Annotated in this window: 13 protein-coding genes; all 13 read right to left on the bottom strand. The window is 54.4% G+C overall.

Going from position 1 to position 15,532, the window contains the following annotated elements:
- Positions 1-164: 164 nt before the first annotated feature.
- Entirely contained in the window at positions 165-1,235 is a 1,071-nt protein-coding gene (gene tssA, locus HWX34_RS20825; protein WP_178974082.1) for a type VI secretion system protein TssA, read from the bottom strand.
- 21 nt (positions 1,236-1,256) lie between these two features.
- The gene (locus HWX34_RS21465; RefSeq protein ID WP_178974081.1) at positions 1,257-1,520 is read right to left on the bottom strand and encodes a PAAR domain-containing protein; all 264 of its coding nucleotides are present in this window, start codon (positions 1,518-1,520) and stop codon (positions 1,257-1,259) included.
- Positions 1,517-2,950: a hypothetical protein gene (locus HWX34_RS21460; RefSeq protein WP_178974080.1), complete on the bottom strand. Its 1,434-nt coding sequence runs from the start codon at positions 2,948-2,950 to the stop codon at positions 1,517-1,519. The genes HWX34_RS21465 and HWX34_RS21460 overlap by 4 nt, the downstream gene beginning before the upstream one ends.
- An 11-nt stretch (positions 2,951-2,961) precedes the next feature.
- Entirely contained in the window at positions 2,962-5,610 is a 2,649-nt protein-coding gene (gene tssH / locus HWX34_RS20810) for a type VI secretion system ATPase TssH (RefSeq protein WP_178974079.1), read from the bottom strand.
- 42 nt (positions 5,611-5,652) lie between these two features.
- The gene (gene tssG / locus HWX34_RS20805) at positions 5,653-6,657 is read right to left on the bottom strand and encodes a type VI secretion system baseplate subunit TssG (protein WP_255497688.1); all 1,005 of its coding nucleotides are present in this window, start codon (positions 6,655-6,657) and stop codon (positions 5,653-5,655) included.
- Complete coding sequence (gene tssF / locus HWX34_RS20800) at positions 6,654-8,513, bottom strand: type VI secretion system baseplate subunit TssF (RefSeq protein ID WP_178974077.1); 1,860 nt, start codon at positions 8,511-8,513, stop codon at positions 6,654-6,656. Before tssF ends, tssG begins: the two co-directional genes overlap by 4 nt.
- Before the next feature lie 426 nt (positions 8,514-8,939).
- Positions 8,940-9,515 (bottom strand): hypothetical protein, encoded by a 576-nt coding sequence (locus tag HWX34_RS20795; RefSeq protein ID WP_178974076.1) that lies wholly within the window; start codon positions 9,513-9,515, stop codon positions 8,940-8,942.
- 15 nt (positions 9,516-9,530) lie between these two features.
- On the bottom strand, positions 9,531-10,064 hold the full coding sequence (locus HWX34_RS20790) for a hypothetical protein (protein WP_178974075.1): 534 nt from the start codon (positions 10,062-10,064) through the stop codon (positions 9,531-9,533).
- Positions 10,057-10,701: a M23 family metallopeptidase gene (locus tag HWX34_RS20785; RefSeq protein WP_178974074.1), complete on the bottom strand. Its 645-nt coding sequence runs from the start codon at positions 10,699-10,701 to the stop codon at positions 10,057-10,059. The genes HWX34_RS20790 and HWX34_RS20785 overlap by 8 nt, the downstream gene beginning before the upstream one ends.
- A 336-nt stretch (positions 10,702-11,037) precedes the next feature.
- On the bottom strand, positions 11,038-11,589 hold the full coding sequence (locus tag HWX34_RS20780) for an ankyrin repeat domain-containing protein (protein ID WP_178974073.1): 552 nt from the start codon (positions 11,587-11,589) through the stop codon (positions 11,038-11,040).
- Positions 11,586-13,346, bottom strand: coding sequence for a hypothetical protein (locus tag HWX34_RS20775; protein ID WP_178974072.1), 1,761 nt, complete (start codon positions 13,344-13,346; stop codon positions 11,586-11,588). Before HWX34_RS20775 ends, HWX34_RS20780 begins: the two co-directional genes overlap by 4 nt.
- Positions 13,331-14,584, bottom strand: a complete 1,254-nt coding sequence (locus HWX34_RS20770) for a hypothetical protein (protein WP_178974071.1) — start codon at positions 14,582-14,584, stop codon at positions 13,331-13,333. Before HWX34_RS20770 ends, HWX34_RS20775 begins: the two co-directional genes overlap by 16 nt.
- A partial coding sequence (locus HWX34_RS20765) for a DUF2345 domain-containing protein (protein WP_178974070.1) occupies positions 14,581-15,532 on the bottom strand: 952 nt, incomplete at its 5' end. The genes HWX34_RS20770 and HWX34_RS20765, both read right to left, overlap by 4 nt.

Here is a 15,532-nt window from a genome sequence, read left to right as displayed (position 1 = left end):
TTAAATACAAAGGAATCGCCCAAGGCATTGAACATGGCGGTTTCGTACGCGGAACTGGCCATTCTGGTGACCACCCCGCGCTGCGGGGTGGTTGCTCTGGCTTGTTTTTGGCCGCAGCGGCCTTGCGGCGGCTCAATCCATACCATTAACAATGCCCTGGCGGCTTAACAATCCAGCAGTTCACGTAACTGGCTCAGGGTTGAGTCGTCCTTGATGACGTGTTGCAGCCATTCTTCCAGGCTCATTTCGGCCCAGCGTGCCGCGCGCTCAGCCAGCAGGGAGACCGGGCTGTGCGGCTCGTGGGCACGGAAGTAGCGAGCCACTTCACCCAGCATTTGCACGGCCTGTTCCCGGTTGCGAATCTGGCCGTCAAAGGCAACAGCAGCTGCTGCGTGTTGCACGGTGGTGTTGTTGCTTACCGGTGCCATGGTGCTGCTTTCTTCCGGCACGGCGGCCGGAGTAACGATGGCGGGGCCGCCATTTTGTTTGCGATAGCGCAGGACCAGATCCTGGCAGGCGTAAATGGCGTTGCGGATTTCCACCAGGCTGGGTGCATGCTGGCCGAGCAGGCTGTCGATTTGTTGTTCCAGCTTTTCGTATTCATCCAGCGCCTTTACCAGTTGGTCGTGTAAACCGGAAAACCAGTTGACCCCGGACTGGGTGGCCGCTTTTTCGAAGGTTTCTCCCGCCAGCTTGCCTTCGGCCACGGCGGCATCGCGTGCCTCGGGGTTTTTCAGGCCCAGATTGTCCACCTCGCGCGATTCCTGCCAGTCCTGCCAGCTATATCCGCCGAATTCCGGCTTGAGCAGCGGCGCGCTGCGGATGGCGGCAGTCAGCTGCTGGTTGAGCCATTCCAGCTTGCCCACGCGTTCGTCCGGGTCTTGCATGTCCAGCTCCGGGTAGCCGTTCTGCCAGAAGCGGGCGGTCCAGCCGTTGAGCAGGGCCAGGCCATCGCTCAGACGGCTGATGCCATGCTGGCGCACCCAGGCTTCGGCCAGCCATACCAACAGTTGCAGGTCCTTGCTTTGTTCGGTAAAGGCGGCTTCGCACTGGCGGATTACGCGGGGCCATTCCGCGGTCTTGAGGGTTTGCTCCCAGTCGCCCTGGGACAGTGCCGGGTCGTCACTGCGGCGAGCTTCGCGAATCTGGTCGAACAGGGCAGAGTAGGCCAGGTCTTCACCGGCCGGGTTGTCCCCGGCAACGGGGCTGAGCAGGGCTTCGATAGTATCTTGCATAGTGGTTCCGAAAATGGGTGATCAGCCTTTGCCAACGTCCGGCAAAGTGGAAATCAGTACTGCGCCGCAGCTGGTTTTGTGGCCTTCCAGTGCCACGGGTTTACCGCCTACCAGCCAACTGCCGTCTCCTTCTACGATGGTGCAGTTGCTATGGCCCTGGCGCGGGCAGCTTACGGCATCGCCCAGGCAGGCAATCTGTTTGCCGAACAATGTGGTGCTGGCGGCGGCGCTGACGACATTGCCGCCATGGTCGGTGGGGTCGCCCAGTCGAATGACGCGTTTCACGATGACATTTCCTCCAATGGTGGCCTGGCCATGCTGAGCGTTGCTTCGTCCGGGCCGAATTGTGCCAGCAGCACCGGCGCGGCCAGTGCATGGCAGTGGGTGATGGCGCTGGCGCACAGCAAGGCTGCGGTGCTTGCACCGGTATCTCCCCATTCCCGCACGCTATTGCTGGCCTGGTCTATCGGGTGGAGTTCTACCTGATGGCGGCTGAGTGCGCCGGACAGGGCCGACAGGCGGGCACCGCCCACCTGCACCTCGCCACTGTTGTGCACCAGCCAGCCAAGGCTGCTGGCCCGGTTGGCCGCTGGCTGGGCATCCTCTTCGCTGAAGGGGTAGTCCAGCAGTGCTGCATTGACCAGGGCATTGTCCAGCATGGGTTGCAACTGGCGGCTTAGTTGCATGGCCCGGCTGGATGCGGCTGCTCCCTGGGTGGGTTGCGTCAGTTCAGCCAGTACCGGCAAGCCTGCCAGCGTAGCTTGCCGGCTGGGCGGCACCGGGCCCCAGTCGGCACTGTACTGGCTGGTCTGCGGCTTTTCCCAATAGGGCTGGTAGGGGTCTTGTGTATCTGCGGCGGGCGTATGTTTGCCCACGTCTTCGCAGGGCAGGCCCTGACGCAGGAATAACAGGCAGGCCAGGGCAAAGCCCGGTTTGCCGCGCCAGGCCAGTTCCGGGTCGGGGGTGGCATCGAAGTCGTCCTCATCGGCAAGCGGCAGAACGGGTGCATCGGCAGCCAGCACTACCAGGCCCGGGCAGTCGGCGTTTTGCAATAGCAGTTGCCGTGCACGTTCGGCCACGCTGCCGTGACCGGGCAGGAAGCGGCACTCCACGGCGGGGGCCGTGCTGTCCAGCACCAGGGTGGCGGCTTCGTGCTGCACGGCTTTGAGTGCCGCCAGCTGTTCGATGCCGGACTGTGTGGGAATCACCTCGGTGTATACCGGCAGCCAGGCCGCGCCGGGTGCTGCCAGATACAAGGCCTCCAGTGCTTCGCGCTGCGGTGCGGCCAGCGCGGCGAGCAGCTCGTCTTCCTCCAGTTCATCCCTGTCCAGCGTCAGCCATTGGCAATGCTCATCGGTATCGTCCAGCCAGGCGGGTTCCTCGCCCACCGGCAAGGCGGTGCAGCGCAGCCAGCGGCAAGCGATGGTTTGCTGCCGTTCCGCCAGTGCGGCCTGATGCACACGGCGCGCTTCTGCGCGTGCTGCGTCACGCTCTGCGGCAGCGGCTTCTTCTGCCTGCTGGCGTTCGGCTTCGGCCTTCTTTTCTTTGCGCGCCGTCCACCAGCGCAGTCCCAGCGTCAGCGCCACCGGCGGCACGATATGCAGCAACAGCATGGCCGAGGGGCTGATGCGCTGCCAGCTGAGCGGCAGCACCAGCCATAACAGGCTCCACCAGCCAACGGTGAAGCCACCAAACAGGGTAAGCAATCTCAACATGGCATCTGCCCTTAGCTCAACCTGACCTTGATATCCTCACCCTTGAGCGAGACGGCAATCTTCTTCACCGGCTTGCCGCTGGCCATGCGGCTGAGCAGGTCGCAGGAGATGGGAGCCAGCAGGGTGCGGGTGAGAATGGCGTCGGCATTGCGCGCGCCGCTGTCCACATCCATGCAGCGGGCCGCCAGTGTGGCCGCCAGTGTGGCTGGAAACTCCACCTTGGCGCCGTGGTTGTCGGCGATGCGGTTGCGGATGCGCTCCAGCTTGAGGGCCACGATGGCGTGCAGTACATCGTCGCTGATGGGGAAGTAGGGCACGATATCCAGTCGGCCCAGCAGTGCCGGTTTGAACGCCTGTTGCAGGGTGGGGCGCAGGATTTCCACCAGGTCGGCCGCGCTGGGGTCGCGGGTTTCGCCTTCTACCGTCACCCCGTGCTCGCAGGCGCGCATTAGCAGGTCGGTGCCGGCGTTGGAGGTGAGCAGGATGATGGTGTTCTTGAAGTCCACTTCGCGGCCTTCGCTGTCCTCCAGCACGCCCTTGTCGAATACCTGGAAAAACAGTTCCATCACGTCCGGATGGGCTTTTTCCACTTCATCCAGCAGCACCACCGAGTAAGGGCGACGACGTACCGCTTCGGTCAGTACACCGCCTTCGCCGTAGCCGACATAGCCGGGCGGCGAGCCTTTCAGGCCGGATACGCTGTGGGCTTCCTGGTATTCGGACATATTGATGGTGACCAGATTGCGCTCGCCGCCGTACAGTGCTTCGGCCAGTGCCAGCGCGGTTTCGGTCTTGCCCACACCGGACGGCCCCACCAGCAGGAACACGCCCTTGGGCTTGCCGGGGTCTTCCAGGTTGGCCTTGGCAATTTGTACCCGCTCGGCAATCTGCGCCAGCGCTTGATCCTGGCCGATGACCCGCTCTGCCAGCAATTGGCCGAGTTTTTGCACTTGTTCCAGTTCGTTGCTGACCATGCGGCCCAGCGGAATGCCGGTCCAGCCCGCGATAACGTCGGCAATCACGCTTTCGTCCACGCATTCGAAGGCCAGCGGCTGGTCTGTTTGCAACTGGCGCAGCGCCAGGCGTTTTTGTTGCAGCGGGCTGGGCTTCTTGCCTGCCGGGCGTGGCGTATCGGTTTGCTGTTTGAGCTGTTCGATTTCATCCACCAGCTGCTGTTGCTGCTGCCAGGCGGTATGCAAGGCATCCAGATCAAGACGCAGGGCTTCCAGTCGGGTGGTCAGTTCGGCAATGCGCTCGGCGTGGCCTTCCTCGCGCGATAGCGCGTCGATTTCGCGCTCGGCATTGTCAATCAACACCTGGATATCCTGCAGCGGAGCCGGTTTGCCGGCACGGGACAGCGCCACCCGGGCGCAAGCGGTGTCCAGCACGCTGATGGCCTTGTCAGGCAACTGGCGGCCGGTGATGTAGCGGCTGGACAGATGCACGGCTGCGCGGATGGCTTCGTCCAGAATATCCACCTGATGGTGCTGGCGCATGGCGGCAGTGAGGCCGCGCACCATTTGTACTGCCATGTCGGGGGCGGGTTCTTCCACCTTCACGACTTGGAAGCGGCGTGCCAGTGCGGCATCTTTTTCGAAGTATTTCTTGTACTCGGCCCAGGTGGTGGCGGCAATGGTGCGCAGCTCGCCGCGGGCCAGTGCCGGTTTCAGCAGGTTGGCGGCGTCGTTCTGGCCGGCGGCACCGCCTGCGCCAATCAGCGTATGGGCTTCGTCGATGAACAGGATGATGGGCTCCGGGCTGGCCTTGACCTCGTCGATGACCTGGCGCAAGCGGTTTTCAAACTCGCCCTTCACGCTGGCACCGGCCTGCAGCAGGCCCAGATCCAGCGTGCGCAGGGTCACGCCCAGCAGGGTGTCCGGCACCTCTCCCAGCACAATCTGGCGCGCCAGGCCTTCCACCACGGCTGTTTTGCCTACGCCGGGTTCCCCGGTCAGGATGGGGTTGTTCTGACGGCGACGCATCAGGATGTCTATCATCTGGCGGATTTCGCTGTCGCGGCCAAGAATCGGGTCGATCTTGCCGGCGCGGGCCTGGGCGGTGAGGTCCACCGTGTATTTGTCCAGTGCCGGATTGCCACGCGGCCGTTGCGGTGCTGCTGAGGTGTCGCCGCTATCGTCGGCTTGTGCGGCGGCTTCTGCTTGTTGGCTGGCCGGGCTGGCGCTGCCTTCACCACCATGACGGCGCAATTCGCGATACGCCCCGTTCAGCAGGCTGCTGTCTTGTGCGGCCAGTGTGCGCGAGCTGCCTTGCACTGCGTTGCGCAGCGCATCGTCACGCCACAGCGTCAGCAGCAAATCCAGCGTGGAAATATCGCTTTCGCCATATTCCATGCTGGCCTGCAACCAGGCTTTTTCCAGCCAGCGCGGCAGCCAGGCGGACAGCACCGGGTTGCGGGTATTGCCGCTGCGGAAGCTGTCCTGGGCGGCATCCAGCTCGCGGCCCAGCTGGTCGATGGGCAGGCCCAGCGCCAGCAGCGCGGCCAGGGCGGCGTTGTCTTGCTGGTCTAGCAGGGCCAGCAGCACATGCTCGATTTCCACTTCGAAATGGGTGCGACCCAGTGCGCGGCTGGCTGCTTGTTCCAGTGCCTGGCGTGCAGCGGGGGTAAGGCGTTCGATCAGAGATTTAAGTGATACCGACATGTGGTTTTCCAGTAATGAGAATCAAGATTCGGGCCGGGTCATTCAGTGCAGCAAGACATAGCGCATATCGTCCGGGTCCTGCGGCTGTGGCCCCAGCCAGCAGTTGCCGCCCAGCAGCAAGGGGGCGTCGGCGGACATGCACGGCGGCGACACGGCTGCTTTTTCCAGTACCAGGCACACCTCCACCGCCAGGCTATGCCCCAGGGCAAACTGCAACACGGCGCGCAGCGCTGCGGCGGCATCGCCACCCGGCTGCAGCGCCGCATAGCGTTCTGCATTCATGCTGCCCAGGCGCAGGCGCAGCTTGGTCTGACGGTCCCACACCCGGTTGCCTGCCAGCAGGGAGATGCCCAATTCGCACGCCTGGTCGCCCAGTCGGCTTTGTTCGGATTCCGGCAGAAACATCCATTGCCCGACAAACTGCTCCACCTGGGCGCTTACCCCGAAGAAGCTTTCAATCAGCGTGGCCAGCGACTGCGCCGACATCGGCTTCTGGCTGAGCAAACCGGCAAAGTAAACAAACAGGTTTTCGTCCAGCGCCATGCTGGCCCCGATTTGCTGGCGCAGGGTGGAAAGGCCGGTGCCGCCCAGGTCCAGCAGGTGGCGGGTGAAGCCATCGCGTTCGCCTGCCTCCATATCCAGCCAAAAACGGTACTTGTGCCAGGCTTCGTAAAACAGCGCCGTCGCCCGGTGGCTGAAGATATCGAAAAACGCATGCATGGCATGGTCGCGGTGGCGCAGCTTGCGCTCCAGCAGCAGCTCGGTATAGGCCGTGGGCAGGGCACCGGACGGGCCGGTCAGCCCCATGAAACTGACCGTCATTTCCGCCGTGGCGGGGCTGTCGTCCGCCACGGGGTCTGCGTCCGCTGCCGGGTTGTAGCCTGCCAGCTCGCTGGGTGGAAACGACAGGGTGGCCAGGGTGCGAAAGCGCAGCTCGGCAGGCAAGCGCCGCTTGTTGCCAGTACGCTTGCGGCCCGACAGCGCCAGCAGGCGCACCGCCTGGAAGAAACCGAACTGGCTGGCATCGGCCGCCAGTTCCTGCCTCAAATCACGAGGGCTTCGCCGGCTCGGGCTGGCCATGTCAGCACCTCCTCCTTGTCCTGCACGTTGTCGACATGCAGGCGGGTGAAACTATTGGGCGCGCAATAAAGCGCAAAAAAGCGCTCCAGTACCGAGGCAAACAGATACACACTGCCCCCCACGTAATAATCGGCATCCAGTGTCAGCCGGATGTCGCTGCCACGGACAAAACCGGTGAAGTCGCGCCCGGCGACACGGGTGACGGCCGGCCCACTGCTGACGGCGGCAATACCCTGAATCTGCCGGGTATTGGCAGCGGAATCGGTCAGGTTGTACAGGGTCAGCATTTCCTGCAGCGCTTCCACGCCGGAATCCACAATGGACAGATAATTCAGTGACAGATGCGAAATCAGCCGCCACTGCACCGCCCGCCCCAGCGGACTGCGCTGGGTGGCACCCGGCTTGCGCAATAGCCGCACCCGCTTGACCACCGCATGGCCGGGAATGCTGAAGTCCGAGCGTGCTGTCGCCTGGCTGCCGCCAAAGGGAATCTGCTCGGGCAGGTCGCGGTTGCTGCACAGCAGCTCCAGGCTCAGCACCTCGCTGGCCGGGCGCACCGGCTGGAAGGCCAGGTCCACCAGGTGGATTTCCAGATCGCTGCCCTTGTCACCCTGATGCGGCGAATCCTCTCGGCTGGCATGCCAGTAAAAGCGTGGTGTCTTGTCTTGCACCGCATGGCGGATGGCATAGAAGGGCGGCACTTCCTCGCTGCGCTCGCCCTCGGCGGATTTTTCCACCCTTTGCACCCGTCGCACCTGCACCACCTCATAGGCATGCGGCTTGCGACCATCCGGGGTCACTGCATAGGACGACTTCTGATGCGTCACCCGAATCGGCTCCGCCGCATGGCGGAACAGGTTCACCACCGGCGTGCAGCCCAGTTTCAGATGCTGGGCACCCAACTGGGTCAGCAAGCGGTTGTAACGTTCGCCATCCGGATATTTGTCCAGCATCACCCGCAGCACCAGCCGTTCGCCATCCAGCCGCGCCACAGCCTTGTCCAGCTGGCCAAGGTCGACAAACAGGAATTTGTCCGGATAGCAGAAGTACTCGGTCAACAGCCGGTAGCCGACAAAAGAACGCTCGTCATACTCCAGCATACCCTCATCACGGCCAAAACCCACCGGGCTGATGCAAGACGCGGGCAGCTGCCGGGTACGGGCCGGGTCTTCACTGCCATCGCTCACCTGCACCCGGCGGACATTGGCCAGCAGCAGCTCATATAACAGGTGCATCTGTGCCGGCTCGCCATCCAGGAAAAAGCGCAGCGACTCCAGACCGATGGCATTCACCGGCAAACCGCCGTGGGTGTGCAATTCCAGCGTCAGCACTGCTGCTGCGTCCGGTGCCAGCTGGCGCAAATAGGGCGAGCCGCTGGTCAGCTCCAGCCGCGCCTCGCTGAGCGACAGCGGGTACAGGTCCACCGGATAAGCGCTGCGGAATTTGCACACCACACCGTTGATGGCCGGTGCCTGCACCATCTGGCCACGCTCCACCCGGTAGCGGCGCGCAATTTCCGGCCGTGCCGGGTCGCACTCCAGCTGCACGATGGTGGCGGCGGGAATGGGCTGCAGATAGTGCGGGTACAGCACATTCAGAAAGCTTTCCGCCACTTCTGGATAATCATCATCCAGCTTTTTGTGGATGCGCGCCGCCAGCAGCGCAAACGATTCGATCAGCCGCTCGGTGTGCGGATCGGCACACTGGTCGCCTTCCATCTGCAGCCGACCGGCTATCTTCGGGTAGCGGCGGGCAAACTCGCCGGACAATTCCCGTAAATGGCCAAGCTCGCGCTCGTAATAGGGGAGGAGGGATTCAAGCATTTAAAATAAACTCAGCGGGCTCAATAGTAGTTTTCATAGCTAAATTCGGAAGAGTCGGTGAGGGTTTTAGCTTTCATTTGTCAAAATTTGTTGCCATGCACTTTGTCGTGAATTCTAAGTTGGATGCTACTCTTGATGGATATATAAAGTGATAAGGCAGTTTCTGGTTTATTATCTTAATTGTTTGGTGATTAAAAGGGATGGGATGAATTTCAGTTTTATAACTATTTTTGCGACTATATTCCAGTTTTTGATCTTTCTCCAGGTGTGATTATCATTTTGACATCGAATTTATCTTTCAAGGCGGCTGGATTTTGTCTGCTTGTGATTTTGTATGGAAATCTCTCCATGTGCTATATGTTCGGCAAATTAAATGTTCAATGTGTTTTTTATTTTTGTAATTAATGTGAAAATAGTTTCGAATGATTATTTAATAGTGCATGGGTTTTTAATTTTTTTGTTAATTAAAGAGTTATTGTTGTTTTGGTAATTCAACTCCAAGGTGTTATCTGTATTGAATTTTGCTTTTATTGTTGAGAATGGTGTGGCCGACTGAGTGTTAAAATCAAATTTTCTATCATTGTATCTTACGTGCCACAGCGTTCTGTCTTGGTTTTTATCAAATAGATAAATGGTGGCAATTCCATCGTCAGTAGGTATTAAGGCGCATTCATTTGGTATGTTAACCGCAAGAATATCATGAATGTCTTTTGAAATACCTTTGGATTTTTTATAAAAGAAGCTTACAGAGCATGGGCTTCCGCATGAGAATGATACTTGAGCTATGTCTGATGATATCCATTTTGCTGTAACAGCATTAATGGGGAGGTCTTTAAAAAAGAACAACCTATCACTATGACGGTCAATCCAGGCAGAACATGTGGATTGACTGCAATGATAAGATACCGACTCATCCTGTGAAGGTGATTGCACCTTTTGTGAGTCTGCGATTGAAAAAAAGGATGTAGCAAACATAAGTATGGCAACAGTTAGTTTCTTCATTTCACTCTCTTAAGGTTATGGTGCGCCATTTTCTTCAAGATGTAATTGCAAGAATGTTTTATTCTCGGCTTTTAAGGTTCCAATCTCCATGCTTATATCGTAATTGTTGTTCGCTTTTTCGGTCCATCCAGTCCGATGTGCAAGTCTTTTTGTATCGTCAAGCGGAAATCCTTTTCCACAGGCGCGTTTCAATTTTTGTGTAATCTCAAAGAGCTTGTTCTCATCTGTGATTAGGCCAAAATAATCGCTTATTGTTTTTTTGTCTTTGATATATTCGTTTAATCCTATTAGGTAATTTGCATTTTCAATTTGGCAATTGTAAATATTTTGATAGCTTCTGTTCTGTGGGAAGCTGTCGCTATTAATATTTTTTTCACAGTTTAGCTTTATTTGTTTAATGAAATTTGCACTCCTGATTCCGACTAACTCTTTGGGGTTGGCAATGTAATTGTAGAAAATGTCAGAACTGAAGCTAGAGGCCAGGGATTTTTCAGCTGATGCAATCGTGGCGACTAGGGAAAGCATGAAAATAAATAAACGTTTAGTCATCGGCAGCATCCAGTGTTGCAGTTGGGTTGATGAGGTCTGATCTTCGGCAGTATGGCTTAGAATCATTTGTCAGCATTGCATTTTTGATAGGGGTTGAAGATGAATACATCTCAAAATGTAGCATGCATTGTTTGTACTTTTCTCCGCTTGGAGTTATAAGCTGTCCAACATTGGCTATTACTTGACCACGTTTGACTTTGTCACCAATTTTGACATTGATACTTTCTGGATCAACCTCACCATAGCGAACTATATATCCGCCATGGTCAACTGTGACCTCGTCAGTTCGATAGTAAAATGCATGTGTGAAAAGAACAGTTCCATTTTCAACTGCTCGTATCGGCGTACCTGCTGCTGCATATATATCGCAACCGGCATGTTTTCGAACTTTTGTACGTCGATGTCCAAACTCTCCTGGAGTTCCTGCTTTGTAGCTTTTCCTGTCGTGTCCGGCAATCGGAAATAAAATTTTTGCAATTGCTGTAGAGTCTGGTTTCGTTTTTCCTATTGTTTCATTCGGATGTCCTTCTTCATTTCTATGTGATAGCGTCTCGTGTGTACTATGAGCCTGATCTCTTGGTGGGTTGTTTGTTTTTTTCTTAGTCCTGCCGTGAATGCATCGCCTGATGCTTGACATGACATGCTGATGCTAAGGTGTAAGCCTCCGCATTGAGTTGTCGTATTCTTTTCAACGTATAGTGGTGCTGCTGTGATTTGTAATGATGTAAAAATACCTGTAATCAGTATTTTTACACGGATAAGATTTTTCATTTTGCTTGCTGTTTCTGTGTTTTTCAAAATGACTTGATGATGGGTTTTAATTTTTCAGTACTTTATACAAAAATTGTAGTTTTTTGTCTTTGTTGATTTGCAATTTTTAATATATATAGTGTATTGCTGCTAAATTCCACTCCAGGCCTGCCTGGTGCTCATGTATCACGATAGGCCATGGCATGTGTTGGTATTTTTTAAGCTATTGTTGTTTTTGTAGTGCTCTGTACATGGGGGCTCGCAGTGGTGCTGCCAGTTTTTTTACGTAATCAACAGGCTTTTGACCGTATTTGTCTTGTTCATTAAGTGATGCTCCATGTGAAACTAAGTAAGCCGTTATGGCTGGCGTTGATTTTAAAATCGAAAACATGAGCAGTGTTATTTCGGAAGTCCGGGTGAATGAATTCGTATTTGCGCCGTGTGAAATTAGATATTTCACACTCTGTATTTGATTACTGTTTATTGCATAGTAGAGTGGTGTTTTCCCATCATATCCATCGTAATTAACATCACCTCCGGCATTTACTATTGCAGTGATCGCGTCCATGTTTCTGTTTTCAATAGCATAGACTAGCGGCGTCTTGGATAGGTTGTCCAGTTCTTGGTTTATTTCACAATTATTGGACTTTATGAATTTGGTAACAGATTCAATGGTTCCATTTTTTATTGTCGTATTCCATTCGTGCAAATCACATGCAAATGTAGTGGTCGTGCTTGTAAGGGCAATGATGGTTAATATGGTCTTTAATTTCATTTTTTAAAACTCCTGAAGTATTTTACCCATGTGTCATAGGGTCTGCTATTTTGGACTGGAAAATATGTCCAGGGCGTGTATCTGAGCTTTGCATATTCGGATGCAGTTCGTGGTGTGTATAAATATCCCTTTTTAATTTCTTTAGCGTCTTCTTTGCTTATTTTTATTCCGGATTTTCCAACTGCATCTTGCTCAGCAGATTCGGGGTCGTAATTTATTGGAAATGATGTTAATTTCTTTTTTCCTTCATCAAATCTTTTACGATAAATTTTTGCCGACTTTTCAATAGATTCTGCAACTCCAAGGGATGAGGGTGCTCCCCCTGGCCCTACACCCATTAATTTGTTATATCCACCTTTTTTTGCCCAGCCCTGCTCTTGTTTCATTGTCGCTAGCAGCACCTTTGGATTCAATTTGTAGTTCTGGGCTGCTTTATATACCATTTCGTCGGCCTTGTAGGTATCGACCAGTACCGGATTATTGTCTTTGATGATACTTTTAATCTGTTCCAGGCTCAGTGCATTGCAGTCCTCAAACTCATCATCAGGAATCGGCTTCTCTAAGGGATTGCGATCTTTCGGCACCTCTATTTTGGATACAGGTTTACGCTCTTTGTTGTGATGCTTGTGAGTCTTTGATTGGGTCTTTTCAATGTCCGGTTCTTTATGATCCCCGTCCGGTCGCGACATACCATCGCACAATACTTTGGGGCTAATCACACAAAGGTATTTGTGAAATACGTTTTCATCAGTCTGTACTGGCGGCAGTTTCTTGGCATTGCCTACAGGCCCCTTTACTTTGATGCCAATCTTGTTATTGGGGTCGTGGCCGAATAAAGCAACGGTATCGCCATCATGATCAGTCTTACCTCTGATGGTCTGATTGCCATGACGAATTTCATACCAGACATCTACCATTGGTTGCAGAATACGATCCAGGAACTTGACCTGGATTTTGGTCTCATCTGCGATCTGATGTCCGTCCAGCAGTGCATACACTACGGCGCGATTCCCGTCGGTTGCGGGTTTGGCAACCAGCTCGTTATTAATGGTGCCGACAAGGCTGTAATCCTGTTCCAAGATTTTCAACAAGCGGATGTAGTTGTCCAGTCCCTTGACTGTCTGGCACCCTTCACTCCAGTTACGAGTGCTATTGTTAGGACCTTCGCCTCCATAGTGGATGTTGTGCTCGTTGGTCGTCGACGGTGCATCCGGTTTGTTCGGGCTAAATTCGTATTCCGGAGCTTTGGCGCTGCCAGTATTTTGGGCGCGAAAGGCCAGTCCTTTGACAATTCTCAGGGCTCGGTAGTTGTGGCGTTGGGCGAAGTGGTGCGTTCTTTCCATTTCTGCCAGGCTGGCATGGCTGTGATAGGACGATATCTTGTGGTTGCCCAACTTGTATTGGTACAGGCCATTGATCAATACCCGTCCGGCCAGCTGACCATTTTGCTTGCTGTATGGTTCTGTGTTGAATTCGAACTCTGACACCCGTTTTTGACCAGATGCATCCTTGTATACCACAAATAGCGTGTCATCGAAGACCTTATTGCTGTCTTTTACTACCTTGCCTTTGGTGAAACCTCGAGCACCGATAAGGTTGACACGACCATTTTCTGTTTCAAATGCGAAGCCGGAGATATTATTCTTCCCGTTGGCAGCAGCATGATGTTCGAAAAGCTTTTTCAGAATGTCGTACTTTTGAGTTTCGTTATATTTTCCAAAGTCGAAATCTTTGTATTTATCTACTTGCTTAACCATGATTCCTCCTGACTACCAGTGGGGCCATAGATGTTGACTTTATAGCCGCTGTTGCTTGGAGTGAATTGCAAGCGAGAATAGGAAAAGAAATAGTATGATTCATTCTGGGGCTGCAAGTAGGCTTTGTTTAAACCATCCGAGCGATTAGCTTGAAAAGCTTGAGTGAGCGTAAGGCCCGACAGTGCCTGTAGTTGGTTGGCAGAATCTTTGCTAAGAATCAGCTCGCTATTGGCAATATCACCAGCCGACACTCGCAGATATTTCTTTCCTGCGGCAATACTTGACTGAGCATCGCTTAGCGCGATGAAAAAAGGGACTTGATACTGCTGTGTTGCAATGTCTTTGCGAGTGAGGATGACATCCGCTGTGCCCTGATCGGCCTGACCCTGCAGTAACTGTGCAGCAGGGCCTGAGCAGGCGTAATTGTTAAGTTTCGGCCAGGGATTTCTATCCGTGTAACTAATACATCGTGGTGAATCGTTCAATTTTTTTGCTGCGTTATTCATCTCATTCATGATGAAGTGATTTAGCCGGTACTCTGCACTATTTTGATGTGCTTGTCGGTCAAATAGTTTGAGTTTACTGATGGCAAGATCAGTATACTTGGCTCCGTGTTCCATAGTCGTGATTTTCAGCTCGACTTTGGCAATCTGTGCGTTATCAGGATTGATCAGTAACATGCGCTCAGCCGAATTTAGCAGGTTTTCAGACTTGCCGGTGATACGGTCATCGGTCTGATCAGTGAATGCTACATTCTTCAGCTCCTTTTTTAGTTGTGGGAGCGAATATTCGCGAGCATGGTAGCTTAAGGTAAAGCGGCGGCTTTCAAAAGGCTTGGTGTCATTCTGTCGGTACAGACTAACAATAACACTTTTAGGCGAAGCATTCTGGAATTGGGTTGCCGTTGATTTACTGTATCCCGGGGAGAGCACAATAGCGAATAACGAACTCGGCTTGGTCAGTGTCAAGGTCAATATTGCCGGGTTCTTGATGATTTCTGCTTTGGGGTACTGCTCTTCTGCATGGAATACCCACGCTCTGGCAGGATCTGCACTGAAGAGGTTTTTTATAGAGTATTGGCCAGGAATTGTACTGGCTAGAGTTTGATTGACATGAACATTCAGTGTATTCCAGCCCAGTTCCACGGCTGTATCTTCCGGCTGATTGGCCGCATACGCATTGAAAGAAATTAACGAAAATATGCCAATAGCAGTACAGATGTGCCGATGATTCATCATAGAATTTCCCATTTTCCTGATCCAATCAGGGCCTTGATATTATTGATACCTTGTAGGTGTATGCGGTCGGTGAGTCCGTTAGCATCAAGTGTACCGGACTTGAGTTTATTTCCTGTATCGGCACAGTAATAGACGTATTTATTCCCACATAATTCAGGATGTGACTCAGTGAGTAATTGAGCATCAATCTGCTCTGTACAGGTGATTTTTTTGTATTCTGGCAATGCCCAATCCATACTCGCTGGCCCGCTCAGATTGTGGCTCGCTCCCTTCACACTCACCGTCCCCGGGCAATGCACCTCGATATTGCCGCCCTTCAGCCGGATATAAGCGCCGCCGCTAGTCAGCAGGATTTCCTGCTTGGCGTTGACCACAATCCTTTCTTTGCAGGAGGTGATGGTCACATCCTTATCCGCCGTCAGCTCCAGCGCATCACTCTGCGCCTGCACCTGCACCTTGCCCTTCGCCGCTATCAGCTTCAGCGCCACCTTGTCCTTAACCCCCGCCACAAACAGGCTGATGTGCTGGCCAACGTTGTGTAGCCAGCGGCGGCCGGTGCTGTGGTTGGCGTCGCGCTGGGCAACGAGGTTGAGGTTGCTGCCGGCGCTGAGGGTCTGGCTTTGTTCGGTGAGGCTGGCAATGCCGGCCGGGGCGGACAGGATGAGCAGCGGCTGTTGGCCGGCCTGGGGGCTGTTGCCGCTGCTGGCGGTTTTGCCTTCCTTGTCGGTATTGCTGCCGGCTTCCCAGGCTTTGAGCGCGGCGGCGTGGTGTTGCAGGTGGCCGCTGTCTTTGTTGCCGTCCTTGCCGTTGTCGGGGTTGATGGCGTCCGGCCCGGTTTCCATGCTGTCGGCCAGTTGGGCGGCGGCGGTGTCGCCCAGGCTTTGGCTGAGGCTGAGGGCGGCGTCGAGCTGGCTTTGTGCGTGTTCGCGTGCCAGTTGTTTGCCGCCA

Source organism: Aquitalea sp. LB_tupeE (genome assembly GCF_013391415.1).
Lineage (GTDB): Bacteria > Pseudomonadota > Gammaproteobacteria > Burkholderiales > Chromobacteriaceae > Aquitalea.
Note: the sequence above shows the minus strand (reverse complement) of the source record. Positions and strands in the feature narration are given on the sequence as shown.

Bases quoted from the DNA above. Each gene is read 5' to 3' on its own strand.
- tssF (WP_178974077.1), bottom strand. From the start codon at position 8,513: ATGCTTGAATCCCTCCTCCCCTATTACGAGCGCGAGCTTGGCCATTTA.
- tssA (WP_178974082.1), bottom strand. From the start codon at position 1,235: ATGCAAGATACTATCGAAGCCCTGCTCAGCCCCGTTGCCGGGGACAAC.
- tssH (WP_178974079.1), bottom strand. From the start codon at position 5,610: ATGTCGGTATCACTTAAATCTCTGATCGAACGCCTTACCCCCGCTGCA.
- HWX34_RS20790 (WP_178974075.1), bottom strand. From the start codon at position 10,064: ATGACTAAACGTTTATTTATTTTCATGCTTTCCCTAGTCGCCACGATT.
- HWX34_RS20775 (WP_178974072.1), bottom strand. From the start codon at position 13,346: ATGGTTAAGCAAGTAGATAAATACAAAGATTTCGACTTTGGAAAATAT.
- HWX34_RS21460 (WP_178974080.1), bottom strand. From the start codon at position 2,950: ATGTTGAGATTGCTTACCCTGTTTGGTGGCTTCACCGTTGGCTGGTGG.
- HWX34_RS20795 (WP_178974076.1), bottom strand. From the start codon at position 9,515: ATGAAGAAACTAACTGTTGCCATACTTATGTTTGCTACATCCTTTTTT.
- HWX34_RS20770 (WP_178974071.1), bottom strand. From the start codon at position 14,584: ATGATGAATCATCGGCACATCTGTACTGCTATTGGCATATTTTCGTTA.
- HWX34_RS20785 (WP_178974074.1), bottom strand. From the start codon at position 10,701: ATGTCAAGCATCAGGCGATGCATTCACGGCAGGACTAAGAAAAAAACA.
- HWX34_RS20780 (WP_178974073.1), bottom strand. From the start codon at position 11,589: ATGAAATTAAAGACCATATTAACCATCATTGCCCTTACAAGCACGACC.